General features: G+C 55.2%; 18 protein-coding genes. 10 read left to right on the forward strand and 8 right to left on the reverse strand.

Features of this window, described 5'->3' with window-relative positions; translation table 11 throughout:
- The 3 genes from R3196_RS09580 to R3196_RS09590 form a co-directional block, all read left to right on the forward strand.
- Positions 1-602: LysR substrate-binding domain-containing protein (locus tag R3196_RS09580; RefSeq protein ID WP_318936555.1), on the forward strand; the 602-nt coding region annotated here is incomplete at its 5' end.
- A gap of 86 nt (positions 603-688) precedes the next feature.
- Positions 689-1,825 carry a PQQ-dependent sugar dehydrogenase gene (locus R3196_RS09585; protein ID WP_318936556.1) on the forward strand — a complete coding sequence of 379 codons (1,137 nt, stop codon included), beginning with the start codon at positions 689-691 and terminating at the stop codon, positions 1,823-1,825.
- 16 nt (positions 1,826-1,841) lie between these two features.
- Positions 1,842-3,875: a TonB-dependent receptor family protein gene (locus R3196_RS09590; protein WP_318936557.1), complete on the forward strand. Its 2,034-nt coding sequence runs from the start codon at positions 1,842-1,844 to the stop codon at positions 3,873-3,875.
- Here the strand turns inward: R3196_RS09590 and R3196_RS09595 are convergent.
- Entirely contained in the window at positions 3,859-5,235 is a 1,377-nt protein-coding gene (locus tag R3196_RS09595) for a sigma-54 dependent transcriptional regulator (protein ID WP_318936558.1), read from the reverse strand. The two genes, R3196_RS09590 and R3196_RS09595, sit on opposite strands and share 17 nt — an antisense overlap.
- Positions 5,232-6,680 (reverse strand): ATP-binding protein, encoded by a 1,449-nt coding sequence (locus R3196_RS09600; protein WP_318936559.1) that lies wholly within the window; start codon positions 6,678-6,680, stop codon positions 5,232-5,234. Before R3196_RS09600 ends, R3196_RS09595 begins: the two co-directional genes overlap by 4 nt.
- Before the next feature lie 204 nt (positions 6,681-6,884).
- Between R3196_RS09600 and R3196_RS09605 the strand changes: the two genes are divergently transcribed.
- On the forward strand, positions 6,885-7,265 hold the full coding sequence (locus R3196_RS09605; protein ID WP_318936560.1) for a DUF4168 domain-containing protein: 381 nt from the start codon (positions 6,885-6,887) through the stop codon (positions 7,263-7,265).
- A gap of 83 nt (positions 7,266-7,348) precedes the next feature.
- On the opposite strand, the gene R3196_RS09610 is transcribed toward R3196_RS09605, so the two are convergent.
- Positions 7,349-8,029, reverse strand: a complete 681-nt coding sequence (locus R3196_RS09610; RefSeq protein WP_318936561.1) for a type 1 glutamine amidotransferase domain-containing protein — start codon at positions 8,027-8,029, stop codon at positions 7,349-7,351.
- Between the two features lie 80 nt (positions 8,030-8,109).
- Here R3196_RS09610 and R3196_RS09615 point away from each other — a divergent pair, with 80 nt between their 5' ends.
- Entirely contained in the window at positions 8,110-8,604 is a 495-nt protein-coding gene (locus tag R3196_RS09615) for a PH domain-containing protein (RefSeq protein WP_318936562.1), read from the forward strand.
- A 5-nt stretch (positions 8,605-8,609) separates the two neighbouring features.
- Positions 8,610-10,097, forward strand: coding sequence for a PH domain-containing protein (locus tag R3196_RS09620; protein WP_318936563.1), 1,488 nt, complete (start codon positions 8,610-8,612; stop codon positions 10,095-10,097).
- 6 nt (positions 10,098-10,103) lie between these two features.
- Here the strand turns inward: R3196_RS09620 and R3196_RS09625 are convergent, their stop codons facing one another.
- Positions 10,104-10,565 carry an isoprenylcysteine carboxylmethyltransferase family protein gene (locus R3196_RS09625; RefSeq protein ID WP_318936564.1) on the reverse strand — a complete coding sequence of 154 codons (462 nt, stop codon included), beginning with the start codon at positions 10,563-10,565 and terminating at the stop codon, positions 10,104-10,106.
- Between the two features lie 55 nt (positions 10,566-10,620).
- Here R3196_RS09625 and R3196_RS09630 point away from each other — a divergent pair, with 55 nt between their 5' ends.
- A complete protein-coding gene (locus R3196_RS09630; protein WP_318936565.1) occupies positions 10,621-11,193 on the forward strand; it encodes a gamma-glutamylcyclotransferase in 573 nt (190 codons plus the stop codon).
- Here the strand turns inward: R3196_RS09630 and R3196_RS09635 are convergent.
- Positions 11,145-12,029: a patatin family protein gene (locus R3196_RS09635; RefSeq protein WP_318936566.1), complete on the reverse strand. Its 885-nt coding sequence runs from the start codon at positions 12,027-12,029 to the stop codon at positions 11,145-11,147. The genes R3196_RS09630 and R3196_RS09635 overlap by 49 nt on opposite strands.
- A gap of 197 nt (positions 12,030-12,226) precedes the next feature.
- On the opposite strand from R3196_RS09635, the gene R3196_RS09640 reads away from it, so the two are divergent.
- Positions 12,227-12,790 (forward strand): outer membrane beta-barrel protein, encoded by a 564-nt coding sequence (locus R3196_RS09640; RefSeq protein WP_318936567.1) that lies wholly within the window; start codon positions 12,227-12,229, stop codon positions 12,788-12,790.
- Positions 12,791-12,844: 54 nt separating this feature from the next.
- Here the strand turns inward: R3196_RS09640 and R3196_RS09645 are convergent, their stop codons facing one another.
- Positions 12,845-13,876: a saccharopine dehydrogenase family protein gene (locus R3196_RS09645; RefSeq protein WP_318936568.1), complete on the reverse strand. Its 1,032-nt coding sequence runs from the start codon at positions 13,874-13,876 to the stop codon at positions 12,845-12,847.
- Between the two features lie 114 nt (positions 13,877-13,990).
- On the opposite strand from R3196_RS09645, the gene R3196_RS09650 reads away from it, so the two are divergent.
- On the forward strand, positions 13,991-14,935 hold the full coding sequence (locus R3196_RS09650) for an alpha-L-glutamate ligase (protein ID WP_318936569.1): 945 nt from the start codon (positions 13,991-13,993) through the stop codon (positions 14,933-14,935).
- 9 nt (positions 14,936-14,944) lie between these two features.
- Here R3196_RS09650 and R3196_RS09655 read toward each other — a convergent pair whose 3' ends face one another.
- A complete protein-coding gene (locus tag R3196_RS09655) occupies positions 14,945-15,277 on the reverse strand; it encodes an antibiotic biosynthesis monooxygenase family protein (protein WP_318936570.1) in 333 nt (110 codons plus the stop codon).
- A 96-nt stretch (positions 15,278-15,373) separates the two neighbouring features.
- Between R3196_RS09655 and R3196_RS09660 the strand changes: the two genes are divergently transcribed.
- Positions 15,374-16,510 (forward strand): alkene reductase, encoded by a 1,137-nt coding sequence (locus tag R3196_RS09660; RefSeq protein WP_318936571.1) that lies wholly within the window; start codon positions 15,374-15,376, stop codon positions 16,508-16,510.
- Here the strand turns inward: R3196_RS09660 and R3196_RS09665 are convergent.
- The coding region (locus R3196_RS09665) for a phospholipase D-like domain-containing protein (protein WP_318936572.1) at positions 16,505-16,926 on the reverse strand (422 nt) is incomplete at its 5' end. The genes R3196_RS09660 and R3196_RS09665 overlap by 6 nt on opposite strands.

Genomic DNA, 16,926 nt, shown 5'->3' on the forward strand with positions numbered 1-16,926 from the left:
TAGCGCCGTTTCTGGTAGGTGACCTGAGTAAAACTTTGCAGCGTGAGTACCCCAAACTGCAGCTGAATTTCCGTGAGGACACCACCAGCAATTTGCTGTTACAACTGCGCAATGGCGACCTGGACGCGCTGGTGCTGGCGCTACCTATCGATTTACAGGGCAATCTAAGTTATGTGCTGGGACGTGATCCCTTTAAGCTGGTTATGCATAAAGAGTTAGCAGAGCACTTGAATGAGCCGGTGGTCTATAATCAGCTTCCGGACCAGTCTATTTTTTTACTGGAGCGCGAGCATTGCCTGACCGGACATGCCGTGTCTGCCTGCGAGCTGGCTGACTCGGTGAAAATTAATCCCTTTACCGCAACCAGCCTGCACAGCCTGGTGCAAATTGCGGATGCCCGTTTAGGCGCCACCTTTTTGCCACAAATGGCGATTGACCGGGGCATCTTAAATGGCACTGATCTGGTGGCTTTAAAGCCATCCGGACAGCAGGCAGCCCGCGAGATTGGACTGGTGTACCGGGCAACTACCAGCCGCCGGCAGACGTTCCGCAAACTGGCCGAGTCAATCGCGTCATTATTACCGGAACCGACCTTAAGCTAATTCGTACGAACCGCATATTTAGCCTATATTAGAATGACTTTAGTTTGCCAAATAAGTCTGCAGACAGCTATCAGGAGCAATGGAACATGATGAACAAGACAGTGCTGGCGACAGCGATTATCACCATAGGCGCAATAGCGCCCGCGGCGGCTGAAGAAGCCTCTACTGAACGACATAAAGTCAGCATCAATACGCTGGCATCAGGCTTGAGTCATCCCTGGGGCATGGCATTTTTGCCTTCAGGTGATGTGCTCATCACCGAACGCGGTGGCGATCTGCATAAGGTCAGCCTGGATGGCACCATAAGCGCGCCAATCAAGCATGTGCCCGAAGTCGTTGCCGAGCGCCAGGGTGGGCTGCTGGATGTCGCCCTGGATCCGGATTTCGCCAGAAATAACATTATTTACCTGAGCTACTCAGAGGCTGCGCAAGATGGCGGTACCGGCAACAGTACTGCCGTGGCCCGCGCCGAGCTGGCCGGCGACAGCCTGCAAAATGTTGAAGTTATTTTCCGTGGCGTGCCGAAATATGAGAGCAATGCCCACTTTGGCTCGCGGTTGGTATTCTCTCCTGAAGGGCACCTCTTTATCACTCTGGGTGATCGTTATTCCGCCATGGATGATGCACAGATCCTGGATAACCATCACGGTAAAGTGGTGCGGATCTGGCCTGATGGCAAAGTCCCGGAAGACAACCCCTTTGTCGGCCAGGATGATGCGCTGGATACCATCTGGTCGTACGGCCATCGAAACGTGCAGGGTGCTGCAATTCACCCGCAAACCGGCGAGCTCTGGACCAGTGAACATGGCCCTAAAGGCGGTGACGAAATCAACATTACCCGCGCCAGCAACAATTACGGCTGGCCGGAAGCCACCTACGGCGTCGATTATGACGGCACTATCATCAGCAAAAAGACCCATGTCGAAGGCACGGTACAGCCTCACTACTATTGGGTGCCGTCTATTGCGACCTCCAATATTATTTTCTATACGGGGGATAAATTCCCTGACTGGAAAGGCGATCTCTTTGTTGCTGCGTTACGCGGTTCCCATGTGGCCCGTCTCGACCTGGAAGGCGAGCGCGTGATGCATGAAGAGACCCTGTTTGATGAAGCTATCGGCAAGCGCATTCGTGATATCGAACAAGGCCCGGATGGCTATATTTATGTCATCACCGATCAACCGAAAGATGCTGAGTTGATTCAGATCAAGCCCGCCAACTAATTGGGGTAGTCGACACATGATGTTGCCTGATTTTCGTAATGTCCTGACGCTGGCTATGGCCGGCGTCACTTTTTCTGCCGCCGCGCAGGAGCCACCCGTACCGGCGACTGAAGTGATTGAAGTAACAGGTTCAGCCGTCCAGTTAAACCACGAGATCCCTGCTGCTGTAACCAGCCTGAGCGTAGATGAGCAACCGCCGGGTCTGCGGATTGATGCGGCCGAGTTGCTGGGCGGGATCGCCGGTGTCCAGGCCGACAGCCGTGCCAATTACGCCCAGGACACCCGCATAACCCTGCGGGGCTTTGGAGCGCGCTCTGCATTTGGGGTACGAGGCGTATTGCTGCAGCTTGATGGTATTCCGCTGAGTATGCCCGATGGCCAGGCCCAGACCTCCAGTATCTTGCTGGATGAACCCGACCAGGTGCAGGTGATTCGCGGGCCGCTGGCAACCCTTTATGGCAATGGGGCCGGTGGTGTTATTGACTGGCACTCCCGGGCACCGGATACCAATCAGCTGACCCTGAAAGCCATGGGCGCTGCCAACGATACCTCGCGCCTGCTGCTGCAAGGCGACCTGGTGGGTGACGATCACTCGCTGCGTTTAATTGGTGCCCGTTTTCGTACCGACGGTCCGCGCGTACACAATAGCGCCGAGCGCGATCAACTGGCATTGCGCTGGTATCAGGATTTGACCAACACCCTGCGCCTGGTGGTGCGCATGGATGACAACCACGCGCCTGAATTGCAGGACCCAGGCAGCCTGACGCCAGCTGCCTGGCGCGCCGATCCCGATCAGACCTTTAGCCGGGCTGACACCTTTAATACCCGCAAGTCGATTCACCACCAGCAACTATCTGTGAGCCTGCAGCAGGAAACGCTGGATAATCGCTGGCATGTCAGTGCCTGGCGTGGCTGGCGCGATATTGAGCAGTATTTGCCTTTCGCTGGTGATGATCTCACCAGTTCTGGTGCCGTCATTGACCTGCAGCGCCAGTTCAGCGGTATTGACGCCGCCTATAACTGGCGACTCGCACTACCCATTACCGCGACCCTGGGCGGCACCATCGCCGAGCAGGAAGATCGCCGCTTCGGCTATGTGAATGATTTTGGCCAGCGGGGCGAGCTGCGCCGCGACGAGCTTGGCACAGTAACAAATCAGGCGTTGTACGGCCTGCTTGAATGGCAGCCAGCTCAACAGTGGCACTTGCTAACCGGCTTGCGTTACAGCGCCGTCGATTTCAACGTTGACGATTACTACACCAATCCGGTGAACCCGGATGACAGCGGCGCACAGGATATGAACGCGCTGAGCTGGAATCTTGGCGTGACCTACGTAATCAGTGACCAACTCAGTATCTTTGCCGCCCGCGGTCGCGGTTTTGAAACCCCGACCCTGACCGAGCTTGCCTACAGCCCCCAGGGTACCGGCCTGAACACCCGGCTGGGACCGGCATACAGCCAGCAGTGGGAAACCGGTATCAAGTGGCGCAGCCCTGGCTTACGGGCGCAGCTAACGGCCTTTATCATTGATACGGACGACGAAATCGTGGTTGATCAAAGCATTGATGGCCGCACCACTTACATTAACGCCGGCCAGACCGAACGCAAGGGCGCCGAGCTGGAAGGCGAGTGGCAAATTGCCTCGGCCTGGGATTTACGTTTTGCAGCCAGCTGGCTGAACGCCGAATATGCTAATGGGAACCGGCTGCCCGGCGTCGCGCGCCAACAAGCCTTTGCCCAGCTGAACTGGAGCACCCGGCCGCTGGCTCAATTACCGATACAGGCCAGTCTGATTGCCGACCATCGCGGTGATATCGCCGCCACCGATGACAACTCGGTGCTGGCGCCGGGCCATACCCTATGGGATCTGGCCCTGAGTAGCCAGACCTCCTGGCAGGGGCTCGATATTGAACCCTGGTTAAAGATACATAACCTCGGTGATCGCGACTATGTTGGCTCAGTGGTGGTTAATCAAGGCAGCGGCCGCGCTTTTGAGCCTGGCGTGGGCCGCGAAATACAGGCGGGCTTCAGTGTTAGTCATCGTTGGTAAGCCAGCGATATAAGGTGCGGCGGGTAACCCCGAGAATACGGGCCGCCTGCTGCTTGTTGCCTTCGGTATAAACCAGGACTTTGCGCACGTAGTCGGCCTGCAGCTCCTGAATCGTCGGCCAGTGTGCCGGTGCACTGACCGGCGCCGCGACCGCTGCGGATTGGTTCTGGCGCAGCCGGGCTGGCAAATGTTCGGGTTCTATCAGCTCACCGTCACAGAACGTATAAGCTCGCTCGATAGCATTCTGAAGTTCGCGCACATTGCCCGGGAAGCGATAAGCGTAGAGCAGATCGCGGGCCGCCGCCGATAGTCCCTGCACCGGCTTCGGCTGCTGCTGTTGCAATTGATCAATAAAGTACTCAGCCAGCAGCTCAATATCGTCGCCCCGCTGGCGTAAGGGTGGTACCGCCAGGCTGAAGGTTTCCAGGCGGTAAAACAAGTCAGCCCGGAACTCTCCGGCGTCAACCCGCTGTTCAAGATCCTGATGAGTGGCCGCCAGGATGCGTACATCGACCTTTACTTCCTGATCACTGCCGACCGGCCGCATCCTGCCTTCCTGCAACACCCGTAGTAACTTAGCCTGCAGCGCCAGCGGCATTTCGGCGATTTCATCAAGCAGCAAGGTGCCGCCATCAGCTTCTTTTAGTAAGCCAGCGCGGGCATTGCGGGCCCCGGTAAAGGCCCCCGCAGCGTGCCCGAAAAATTCACTTTCTAAGAGTTCGCTGGGGATGCCGGCGCAATTCACCGCTAAAAACGGTCCATCACTGCGCTGGCTTTGCTGATGCAGCGCCTGCGCCACCAGTTCCTTGCCCGTACCGCTCTCTCCCAGAATCAGCACACTACCATCGGCGCTGGCAATTTGCTCAATCTCTGCGTAGAGCTGGCGCATGACCCGGCTGGCACCAATAATGCCCCCCGGCCCGCGCAGCTCGGCGTTAACTGAACGCCGGTAGGCTTCTACTTCGTCGCGCAACTGGTGATAGTCCAGCACCCGCTCCACGCTGACCAGCAAGTGCTCAAGGTCAAGCGGCTTGGTCAGAAAGTCATCAGCGCCCTGTCGCAGCGCATCGACCGCCTGATCGACAGTGCCAAAAGCAGTGACCAGAATTAAAGGCGGCTGTTTTTCGCGCTGCTGTAACTGAGCTAATAGCTCCAGCCCAGACATGCCGGGCAGCCGGATGTCGCTGATGATCAAAGCCGGAAACTGCGTCTCTAATTGCACCAGCAGCAACTCTGCCGTTTCGAACACGGCAACCCGGTAACCGCCGCTCTCCAGCTCTTCCTGTAACAATTCTCGCAGGCCGGGATCATCCTCGACCACGGCAATGAGATGCGCTTGTTTGGTTCTGCTCACTGTCATAACCCAATATCCTCTGCTGTAACCTGCCGCGGCAGCCGAACCCGCGCCTGACAGCCGCCTTCGGGTGCTGGGCGCAACGAAAATTCACCCTGATGGTCAGCGATAATATGAGCGACAATCGCCAGTCCAAGGCCGGTGCCCTCGCCCTGAGCCTTGGTGGTTTTGAACGGCTTTACTAATTCATCCTGGTCAGCACCAGCGGGGATACCGGGCCCATCATCGGTCATTATAATGTCAACATGCAGGTCTTGCTGTTGCACTTCAATAACCACCTCCTGTTTCGCTACCTGTAAGGCATTACGCAGCAGGTTAACCAGCGCCAGCTCCAGCCGCTGAGGATCGCCGCTGATAACAGCAGATTCCGCGGCTAGCTTAGCCGTTACCACCGGGCCGTCAGGCTCAAATTCGTAAGATGTGCTTAGCTGTGCCTGCCGGATCAGGTTGTGTACGCTGAATTGCTGCCAGGCCGTAACTGGTGTGCGGCTGAACGCCAGCAACTGACGGACCATCCTGGTTAGCCGTTGCACCTGGCCTCTGATGGCCGCGAGCTGCCGCTGTGATACATCGTCAGGGTGAACTTGCTGTAACCGCCTGGCGCGACCGTCGATCACGGTAAGGGGGGCGCCCAGTTCATGGGCGACGCCACTGGCAACCTGACCGATAGCCGCCATTTTCTCACTTTCCCGCAACTGATGATTAAGCTGCTGCTCGTGTGCCCGGCGGGCTTCAATCTCCTGCTCAGCAGCTTCAATACTGTCAAGCATCCGGTTGAGTCCTCCCGCCACTTCCCGCAGTTCGCCGGGGCCCTGTGCTACCGCCCGGTGTCCGCGATCGCCCTGAGCAACCCGGCGCATACTGGTTACCAGGGCTTCAATATGACGGCCAACCGCGCCGTAGTGGCCAAACACCAGAATCGCCACGGTCGCTATGGCCAGCACCAGCCAGGTACCCCAGGCTATGCGGCTGAGCTGGGCAAATGACTGCTCGAAATCCTGCGCGCGCCGGGTAATTTGCAGGAGCCCGATAATCCGGCCGCCGCGGTCGTTTACCGGCAAAAACTGCGAAAACACATCCCGGCCAGCGACTTCCCGGTAGCTGTCTTGCTGCTCACCGGTACGCACTACCTGCTCCGCCAGAATACTTTTGCTCAGGTCGCGTTCAACCACCCCGGCCGCGGCTACCAGGGTGCCCTGCGTGTCATAGACCGAGGCGCCATAGACCCGGCCAATACTGAACACCGAGTCCAGATTTGCCCGTACGGCCTGAATATCACCTTGCATCAGCGCATCAGCAACGGGTAACCGGATCGCCCGGCCGATCAGCTCCAGGTCGCCGCGAAGGCGTTCATCTTCCAGTTCGCTCGCACGCTCAAGACCAAAACCTATGGCAAGCCCGGATAACACTAACATCGGCAACACCACATACAGCAGTAGTGTCCGCTGCAAGCCTGACAGCCCCCAAGGATGTGATCTGTATCTTTTTGTCACGCATCGCTCCCGCACAATATGTATCAATAGTATACATATGCACCGCCGTAAATTCACCGATGGTTTTTTTAATCCGTTAAAACCGTTAGTTCGCGTCTTATCAAAAGCTGGCATAGCACTTGCTTAAATCACTGGGACATTTACCTTAAGGAGAATTCCATTATGAAAAACACATTAACTGCACTTGCTATCGCCGCTGCCGTTGCCGGTTCTTCAGTTGCTATGGCTGCGCCAGCACCACAGCAATCCGCCCAACATCAGCAAATGGCTGCTCAGCAACACAACATGGAATTTAGTGATGCGATGCTTGAGAAGTTTATTGATGCGATGAACTCGGTACAGAACATCAGCACAAAATATGCCGAAGAGTTCCAGAATGCTGAAGATGCTGAACAAGCACAATTGATTCAACAACAGGCTCAGCAAGAGATGATTGCTGCTGTTAACGATTCAGGCTTGTCGCCGCAGGAATACAACGCGATCGTTCAACGCGTTCAGCAAGACCAGGAACTTCGCTCTCGCTTAGAAGCGATGACTGAATAAGCCAACCGACTTTCACAACAGGGTACCAACTAAAAAGGCCAGTCAGTTGTAAAACTGACTGGCCTTTTCTTATGGCGAATAAACTAAGCCGTTAGCTTCTTCTTCAGTTCAGCTGCAAGCTTCCTTGAAGAGGCCGGGTTCTGACCGGTTATCAGCTGTCCGTCAACCACTACACAGGCTTCAGAGTCAGCGGCACGTTCAAATTTCGCACCCTGTTCTTTGAGCCTATCTTCAACCAGGAAGGGCACCACATGCTCTAAACCGGCGGCCTTTTCTTCACTGTTGGTTAAGCAGGTTACCCGGCGACCCTTAACAATGGGTTCACCGTCAGGGGTTTTGGCATTAGCCAGCGCTGCCGGACCATGGCAGACAGCCGCCACCGGCTTACCCTGGCGCCAGAAGTTCTCAATCAGGTCAATTGAGCGCTCGTCTTCGGCTAAATCCCATACCGGACCATGCCCGCCCGGATAATAAACCGCGTCAAAATCTTCCGCGTTCACTTCGCTTAGTTTCAGCGTAGTGGCGACCTGCGCCATGGCATCCTCGTCATCAAATAAGCGCACGGTAGCTGGCGTTTGCGCATCACTTTGCTGACTTTTCGGGTCAATGGGCGCATGGCCGCCTTTAGGCGATGCCAGAGCGACTTCAGCACCCGCGTCTTTTAATACATAGTAAGGAGTGGCGAACTCCTCAGCCCAGAATCCGGTCATTTCGCCGGTTTTGCCGAGTCGATCGTGTGACGTAAGAACAATCAAAACTTTCATATACGTGCTCCTGTCTTTTTGCGAGTACATCTAGTTTAATGGGGCTCATTACAGCCGTTTCAACCCAAGGACTAATTCGCATGGCGCCCGAATGGAAATCTGTATCGAAAGATTATCAGACGTACCTCCAGCTAAAAGGCGGCTTTAACATGGCCATACTGGCCGCCGCGTTGTCTGTGTTCAGTATAGTAGAAAATATCGGATCCTGGCTGCCCGACTGGTGGATCCTGGCCTCAGCCTGGCTGCTTCTGACGCTGTTCCTGCTGCTGTTCTGGGCACCGCGCCGGTATCGGTTTACCGGCTATGCCGAAACCGATGAAGCCATGTATCTGCGGCGGGGCGCGCTCTGGCGCCTGCAACGTGCCGTACCTCTTAATCGCATCCAGCATGTGGAAATTAAAGAGTCATTGCTTGAGCGGATGCTTAGCCTCTCGCATCTGGTTATTTATACCGCCGGCAGCAGTGGCGCTGACCTGGCAATTCCTGGGCTAAAGCCTGACGAAGCCGAACGCATTAAGAGCAGCCTGATCACTGAAGTGGCCAATGAGCCGGAAGCCGACGAGCCAGGTGAGTAACCCGAATGAGTGAGCTGAACTGGCAACGAACCCCGCCCATTACCATGGTCTTTTTTATTTTGCGCGAAATAAAAAGGCTGGTCAGTAATATCACCAACCTGATTCCGGTCATCGCGGTGGTCGCGGTGAGCGGTACCCCGGCAAAGGCGGCGATACTGGTCGCGGTCGCCTATTTCCTGTTTACCATTGCCGTTGCCATCATGCACTACAACCGCTTTTTGTTCGCGATCGGCGATGACGCCATTCATTTGCGCACCGGCATTATGAACCGTCAGAATCTGACTCTGAAATTCGACCGTATCCAGCAGGCGGAATTAAATGAAACCTGGTATTTCCGGCCCTTTGACCTGACCATTCTAAGCGTTGACAGCGCCGGTGCCGGCGGCAACGAAGTCGAAATCCCCGGCCTCAAAACAGCGCTGGCTCAACAGCTGCGACAGCAGGTGCTGGCCACCGCAAAAAGCAGCGACACAGCGGCCGGCAAAGCGTCTGACGCTGGATCAGAAGAACGAATCGAACCTGATTATCAGCGCCAGTTTAGCCTACCGGATATCGTCCGGGCCGGCGTTATCGATAACAAGATCTTCGTACTGATTGCTGTTCTGGCGTATCCGTTAAGCCAGCTGGACATCATGGAAAACTATATCGTGCCGTGGCTGGAAACCCACACCCAGTGGCTGGATACTAGTAATTGGTGGGTTGCTCCTTTGCTTGGAATGGCTGTGCTGGCGATGCTGTTTGTACTGGCCATTGGCGTTAGCGTGGTCCGCTATTACGGATTATCCCTGACTATTGCCGGCGGACGTTATCAGGCGCGCGGCGGCCTGTTTACTATTCGTACCCTCAGCTTCCGCTATCACAAATTGCAACGGGTTCAGATTCATCAGAATCTGCGCGCCCGGATACTCGGACGCTGGACGCTGCGAGTGAGCCAGTTACGGCCACGACAGCAGGCACAGGGCCAGGCGGCATCACAGTTTACCCTGCCGGTGGTTACCGCTCCGATCCTTACTGATTTACGGCGATTATTAAAGCTGCCTGAGCCGGACTCGCTCGGCTGGCATCGGATTTCGGTGCTGGCGCTGCTGGGGCCATCGATCTGGCTGGCAGTACTGGCACCGCTGGGGGCTTATCTGATTTACCGACAAGTCGATTCGCTGATGCTGGCAGCAGTGATCAGTGCCGGGTTCTGGTTGCTGTTACAGATTTATATTGTGTTGCGCTGGCTGCGCTTCAGTTACAGCACCGGTGAAGACTGGCTGGCCGTGCGCCGCGGGGTACTCAGCCGCCGCGAAAACTGGTATCCGTTGTACAAAGTGCAGCAGATTGATGTGAAGCGTTCGCCCTGGCTACGCCTGCTGGGCTTTGCTGATCTGGTCCTCAATACGCCGGCAGGATCTGAAAACATCCGCTATCTGCCGCGCTCGCAAGCCGAGCACTTGCAGCAGCAGTGGGTCAATGACATTGCCCGCAGTCACAAGCCCTGGATGTAAAGACACTTAGAACCAGCGGCGAACCCGGCGACAGTAGTCACCATAGCTGTCGCCGAACTTTGCCAGCAACATGCGCTCTTCAGGCACAATCTGAAAACGGTTCATGTACATCAAAAACACGGGCAGCCAGATAAGCGCCGGCAAGCTGTCTAACCATAGCGCCCAGCCAACCAGCACCAGCAAGAAGCCAAGATACATGGGGTTACGACTGAACCGGTAAATGCCATGCTGAACCAGACTGCTGCTGAGATTCGGATCCATCGGATTGACCGTGGTCGCAGCGCGCCGGAACTGCCAGACTCCGGCGCCGGCAATCAGTACACCGGCTACAAAAAAACCAACTGCAGCCTGGCGTAAATCGCTGAAGTGCCAGGCACCGGTTGGCCATAGCCAGTTGGTCAGCCACATCAGGGCGCCGATTACTATCACCAGCACCAGGGGAGGAAGCTTGAGTTCCAGGCTCGACATCGGCATGGCTCCTTAAATTTGTTAGTCTTTACTGATTATTATCATGCGGACGCTTATGTCACACAATACAATTGAATTAAATCGCCAACAGCAGCCACTGGACCATCTCGAATCGGTCTGGTTATTTGGCTATGGCTCGCTGATCTACAAAGCGGACTTCCCCTACCTGCAGCGGCGTCCGGCGCGCATTCACGGCTGGCAGCGGCGCTTCTGGCAGGGCTCTCACGATCATCGCGGTACCCCGCAAGCGCCCGGCCGGGTTGCCACCCTGATTCCAGTTAAAGATGCGCATTGCGCCGGCATGGCCTATGAAGTAACCCCTGATGTATTTGAGCATCTGGATCACCGGGAAAAAAATGGTTATCTGCGTTTCTTTACCCCGTTCGAATGGCTGAACAGCGGCGGCTCTGTCGAAGGCCTGGTCTACGTCGCCGATGCCTCAAATGCGGCCTGGTTAGGCGAAGCTGACGAGCGTGAAATAGCCCGCCATATCGCCCGCTCCGAAGGCCCGAGCGGGCACAATAGTGACTACTTACTTCGGCTAGCAGAATCGCTGCGCGCGCTTGGCGAACAAGATGATCACGTTTTCGCCATTGAGCGCGAACTGCGCCGCTTGCTAGCGGGCTGAACTGATTCTTCGAGAAAGGCAAGGCCGCGTTGGCGGCCGATTTCATAACCCGTATGCAAGGCATCAAGATTACGGGTAAAGCGCCCGACACGGAAATCAGTAGGCGGAGCGATCACATTGATTTTGCAGTCTTTTGGCGGATTGGTAATAAACTCCAGGCTGCGGTTAAATTTATCCGGGCGATCCGTAATGGCCTGACGCAGCACCAGGTGATTAAGCAGAAACTCCTCCACCGGGCCGGGCAACGTGTACACATGCTTTCTGACCCGCAATGACTGTGAAAGGATGACGGTGATCTCACGCGCCCCCATTTCGTAAGCTTTTTCGACCGGAATAGAATCTGCGACACCGCCGTCGGTCATCGGGATACCGTTTACCTCCGGGTAGTCGCGATAAATAAATGGAATGGCGCAGGAAGCCGGGAACAAGTCGTGCATATTATCTTTGGTCACTTCGATATAGCAGGCTTTACCGGTATCAACCCGGGTAGTGACCACATACAGCGGTACCTGGCGCTCCATGTAGTGCTTGAGATCCAGTTCAAGATCCTTAAATGACTGACGCCATAACCACTCCACATCACAGAAGTGGCCGCCGGTCAGATAGCGAAGTGGATTCAGAAAATTAGAACTCTGGGCATGTTCAGTAAGGATTCGCAGGCTGCGCTTATGCTCGTTAGCCAGGTACCCAATCAGGTTGGTCGAGCCGGCAGACACGCCGATGGCAAAATCAAAGGGGTTATAGTCCTGCTCCATGAAGGCGTCTAATACGCCGGCGGCAAAGACCCCGCGCATTGCACCTCCTTCGACTACCAATGCTCGTTTTTCTGATGTCATACCGCTATCAGTTCCTTTTCCTGTTAAGCCCTCTGTAAACTATTTTTCAGCGTACCTGTTAACTATAAGAAAGATTTCCAGATTCATCAAAAATCAAGGCTTTACCTGCTCTTTACACCCCGTCGTTTCTCACTTTCAGGGATTTGTGCTACTTTTTAAGGACGCACATTTAGTCAGCGTAAAAAGGAGTAGTACTTATGAAACGTATATTAATCGCAAGCGCCATCACTGCAGCTTTATCAGCACCAACTATGGCGCAGAACACCCCATCGTTCGATTTTGTTTCTGCCGACTATCAGCGCGTTGATTCCTTCGGAGAGGACTTTGACGGCTTTGGAGCCGACTTCTCACGGTCGCTTACCCCAAATGTTTTCGTTGAAGGCGCTGTCGCTTTCTTCAGCGAGTCGGGCGTTGATCTCGACAACTATGATATCGGCCTTGGCTATCGCCACGCCCTGTCCAACCAAACCCATACTTATGGCGTTATCTCGGCTATCCATACCAATGTGGAATTCGACAGCCCAAGCTTGATGCATACTGATGACACCGGTTGGGGCTTAGCCGCTGGTGTACGCCATCGTCTCAACGACATGGTAGAGCTTGATGCACGCCTGCAGCACGTCGACATTTTCGATGATTCGGATATTGGTGCCCGTATCGGCGCTAAGTTTTTCCGCGGCGTCTGGAGTTTCGATATTGGCTACAATCATCAGGATAGTGAAAACTCAACCGTCAATCTTGGCGTGAGCTACCACTTCTGAATCTGATTATGCCAAACAGAAAGGGCCCCTCGGGCCCTTTTTTTATGCGCGCAATTATTCAGCTTTGTAGCGGTCAATCAAATCACTGCCGCACAGCTTCGCCGGCGTGTAATAACCGGGCGCAGGCCGCTGTTCGAGAACATACATGGCCATATCCACAGCGCCCTGACTGGTCAGCTTATAGCCATTCATCACCTTCACCCGTAGCGACTTGCTATCACCTTTACCATTTTTGGCTTCACCCCAAACATAAGTGACCGCCTGCTCGCGTTCTTTCTCATCAGGCCCGGCTGGCTGCTGCTCGATATTTTTTTCCAGCAGGTTGCGCAGCGGCTTGAGACGAAATAGCCAGCGGAACCAGTTCATTCGTTTCATGCGCTTGATCAGCCGCGGTGAAGCCGGAATATAAACCTCAATATTAGGAATGCCGGTGGTGTAGTAGGCCGTTGCAACATCGCCCCAGGGAATCGTCATCGCGCACTTTTCGCCGTTGCCAAAATCGATTTTGCGGGTGTGATAGGCCAGCGGCACCTTAACGACCTTGCCACCACGGCGCACCGCGCCACCTTCAGCGAGCTTGCGCATGCCCGTACGGGCGGTACCACGGCTCATCCGCGACGAGGAATCAAAACCCAGGACTAAATCAATAGCATCGGGCAGCTGGGCTTTGAGCTGTGCCGCTACACAATCCGTTGGAATCACATCAAAGCCCACGCCCGGACAAATCACGATGCCGGCTCGTTCAGCATCCTGGTGCCGGCTGTGCGCATGCTGGAAGACCGAAATTTCACCTGTTATATCCAGATAATGTGTATGCGTGGCCAGACACGCCGCGATCATTGGCGCCGAGGTTATCTCAAAAGGCCCGGCGCAGTGGATCACCAAATCCATCTCTTTTAGCGCGTTCTGCAGCGCCTGTTGCTCATCCAGGATCACAACCACATAGTCAAGCCCATGAGCATCAGCCAGCTCTTTGACTGCCTGGGCGTTGCGCCCTGCTAATACGGGCTTATGCCCCTGCGCCACTGCGTACTCAGTGATCAATTCACCGGTATAGCCGTATGCTCCATATATCATCCACTTCATGGTATCTGCCCGCCTGGTTGCTAAAATCACTATAAGATATAACGTTATGGTTCTTAAATTACCACGGCTTTCAGTTATGATCCCGCTCTGTTCCTGAAAAACTCTGAGGTGTCTGTGCGCAATATCGTTATCATCCACGAAAATGAAGAATGGCTGGTGCCGCTGCGGGCAGCCTTCGCCGAGCGCGGTGTGACCCCGAATGAGTGGTTTCTGGATACAGGCGCGGTGCCGTATACCGAGGTCCCGGACAATGCCGTTTATTACAATCGCATGAGCGCCTCCTCGCATACCCGGGGGCACCGGTTCGCGCCGGAGCTTACCCGCATGGCATTGACCTGGCTGCAGCAACATCCCACTTCGGTAGTGAACGGTACCCCGGCGCTGGCACTCGAGGTCTGTAAGCTATCTCAATATGCGGCGTTACAGCAGGCTGGTCTGCAGGTACCCGCAACCCATGCTGTGGTCGGCCGCGACGAGTTAATCGCAGCGGCAGAGCGCTTTGCCCACTGGCCGCTCATACTGAAACCAAATCGCGGCGGAAAAGGCCTGGGCGTAACCCGCTTTGACTCACTGGCAGCACTGCAGCGTTTTATTGACGCCCCTGAGTATGACGAGCCACTGGACGGGATCTGGCTACTGCAGGAATATATTCAGCCCAAAGCGCCTTACATCACCCGTGCTGAGTTTGTCGGCCGCGAGTTTATTTATACCGTACAGGTGAACACCGAAGGCGGCTTTGAACTTTGTCCGGCGGATGTATGCAGTGTCGACGACGCGTTCTGCCCGACCACGGAGCAGCCGGCGGCAGGCAACGAGCATAAGTTCACTATTACCCATGGTTTTGATGGCCATAAGATCATTGCTCAGCTACAGAAGTTTTTGCAGCAGGCGCAGATTGACGTGGCTGGTATTGAATTTATTGAAGCCGAAGATGGCCAACTCTACGTATACGATGTGAACACCAATACCAATTATAATCAGGGCGCGGAACAACGCGCGGGCGTGGCAAAAACCGGCATGGGCGCCCTGGCTGATTATTTGATTAAGCTGGCGCAGTAATAACGGGTATCAGGAGGTGGGGTCAGCCCCCCTATTTGGCGGCTCGACCACCCAGTCCGGCTCGGCAAATTCACCAATAGGCCGGATTTCACAGAAATCAGCCGCCGCCCGGATAATCGCCGCGACTTCTGGGTTGTGCTGCGACTCCATCGCATCGCGCTCGGCTTTGCTGTCCCAGTGCGCGATGGCGATTAACACCTTAGGATCATCCAGCTTCCGGTGTAATTCTGTGCCGCGGGCGCCCGGCGCGCGCTGAATGATTTCGCTCGCGCGTACCCATGCTTCAGCATAGTCTTCGGCGCTATGACCTTCTTTAATATGCACTTCGAAAATGTATTTCATTTACCCTCCGCCAGTATTCTGAATGCCAGCAAACTGCCTTGAATTTTCGTCCGCCAGAGTCTATTTGATCAGGTAAGCTTTCTTACGGAGATACCAATGACTGTAGAAGTACCGGACGATCCATTGTTTCAACCGCTGCAATTCGGCACCCTGAAATTACGCAACCGTATCATTATGGCACCGCTGACACGATCCCGCGCCAGTCAGCCCGGCGACGTGCCGAATGAGATGAATGCGCGCTATTACCGCCAGCGCGCCAGTGCCGGCTTCATCATCTCCGAAGCCACCCAGATATCGCCGCAGGGGAAGGGCTATGCCTTTACCCCTGGCATTCACTCACAGGAACAGATCGACGGCTGGCGCAAAGTAACCGACGCGGTGCATGAAGCGGGCGGTCGAATCTACCTGCAGCTCTGGCACGTTGGCCGGATTTCGCACCCCGACCTGCAGCCCGATGGTCAACAACCAGTGGCACCCTCTGCGATTAAGCCAGAAGGCGCGCAAACCTACACCAGCAAAGATTCCGGCATGGTGGATATCCCTGAGCCACGCGCGCTGAAAACCGAAGAAATTCCCGATATTGTGGAGCAGTTTCGCCAGGGCGCGAAAAATGCCCGCGAGGCCGGTTTTGATGGCGTCGAGATACACGCCGCCAATGGTTATTTACTGGATCAGTTTCTTCGCACCGGCAGCAACAAACGTACGGATAAATATGGCGGCTCAGTAGAGAACCGCTTGCGCCTGCCGCTTGAGGTCGTTGAGGCCGTAATTGAGGTGTGGGGCAAGGAAAATGTCGGCATCCGGGTCAGCCCCACCGGTAGTTTTAATGATATGCATGACGATGATCCGGTTGAAACCTACGGCTTGCTGGCAAAACATCTCGATGATCTGGGCATTTCTTTTATCGAAGTGGTGGAAGACTCATTCCAGGGTAATCATGCCGACGATCGCCCGGAGGATGTCATCACCGCCATACAGACCAGCTATAAAGGCGTCTACATCGCCAACGGCGAATACGACGCCAAAGAAGCGCGCCAGCGTATCAGCGACGGCCGTTGTGATTTGGTCAGCTTCGGGCGGCCCTTCATTGCCAATCCGGATCTGCCACGACGCTTTCGCGAAAATGCGAAGCTGAATGAATGGGATTCCGATACCTTTTATGGTGGCGATGAGCGCGGCTACATTGACTACCCGTCACTGGATGAGCAGAATCCGCTCGCCCGTCCGTCATAAAAAATAGTCGATCGGCAGTAGCGACAGCAGCCATACATAAGTGCGCCGCCACCAGCTGGTTTCAGGATCCCTGTGGTGGCGGATCAGCTGCTGCCGCCGCTCGATCCAGACCAGGTTACCCTGCTCATCCAGCTCCAGCTCATAGGCTCGCTCAGGCACCCGGGCCTCAAAGCCCTGTTCCAGTGCTGCCGCCAGCTCCGGGCTGCTGATCATAAATCCCAGCTCGGTATTAAGATTGGCTGAGCGCGGATCAAAGTTAAAGGAGCCGATAAAGAGTTGCTCGCCGTCAATGGAAGTCGTCTTCGCATGCAAACTTGAGCCCGCCGACAAGCTAAAGTTAGCTTCAGGCTCAACCGCGTTCATAAGTTGCAGTTCAGTCGGGCGCAGTTCATAAAGTTTAATACCGGCCTCGAGCA

The sequence above is a fragment of the Pseudidiomarina sp. genome, from assembly GCF_033722695.1.
In the GTDB taxonomy this organism is placed as follows: Bacteria; Pseudomonadota; Gammaproteobacteria; order Enterobacterales; family Alteromonadaceae; genus Pseudidiomarina.

What these genes read in the sequence shown, in the direction of transcription:
- R3196_RS09595 (WP_318936558.1), bottom strand. Translation starts at nt 5,235, where the DNA reads ATGACAGTGAGCAGAACCAAACAAGCGCATCTCATTGCCGTGGTCGAG.
- R3196_RS09640 (WP_318936567.1), top strand. Translation starts at nt 12,227, where the DNA reads ATGAAACGTATATTAATCGCAAGCGCCATCACTGCAGCTTTATCAGCA.
- R3196_RS09660 (WP_318936571.1), top strand. Translation starts at nt 15,374, where the DNA reads ATGACTGTAGAAGTACCGGACGATCCATTGTTTCAACCGCTGCAATTC.
- R3196_RS09590 (WP_318936557.1), top strand. Translation starts at nt 1,842, where the DNA reads ATGATGTTGCCTGATTTTCGTAATGTCCTGACGCTGGCTATGGCCGGC.
- R3196_RS09615 (WP_318936562.1), top strand. Translation starts at nt 8,110, where the DNA reads ATGGCGCCCGAATGGAAATCTGTATCGAAAGATTATCAGACGTACCTC.
- R3196_RS09605 (WP_318936560.1), top strand. Translation starts at nt 6,885, where the DNA reads ATGAAAAACACATTAACTGCACTTGCTATCGCCGCTGCCGTTGCCGGT.
- R3196_RS09635 (WP_318936566.1), bottom strand. Translation starts at nt 12,029, where the DNA reads ATGACATCAGAAAAACGAGCATTGGTAGTCGAAGGAGGTGCAATGCGC.
- R3196_RS09645 (WP_318936568.1), bottom strand. Translation starts at nt 13,876, where the DNA reads ATGAAGTGGATGATATATGGAGCATACGGCTATACCGGTGAATTGATC.
- R3196_RS09630 (WP_318936565.1), top strand. Translation starts at nt 10,621, where the DNA reads ATGTCACACAATACAATTGAATTAAATCGCCAACAGCAGCCACTGGAC.
- R3196_RS09620 (WP_318936563.1), top strand. Translation starts at nt 8,610, where the DNA reads ATGAGTGAGCTGAACTGGCAACGAACCCCGCCCATTACCATGGTCTTT.
- R3196_RS09610 (WP_318936561.1), bottom strand. Translation starts at nt 8,029, where the DNA reads ATGAAAGTTTTGATTGTTCTTACGTCACACGATCGACTCGGCAAAACC.
- R3196_RS09625 (WP_318936564.1), bottom strand. Translation starts at nt 10,565, where the DNA reads ATGTCGAGCCTGGAACTCAAGCTTCCTCCCCTGGTGCTGGTGATAGTA.
- R3196_RS09585 (WP_318936556.1), top strand. Translation starts at nt 689, where the DNA reads ATGATGAACAAGACAGTGCTGGCGACAGCGATTATCACCATAGGCGCA.
- R3196_RS09655 (WP_318936570.1), bottom strand. Translation starts at nt 15,277, where the DNA reads ATGAAATACATTTTCGAAGTGCATATTAAAGAAGGTCATAGCGCCGAA.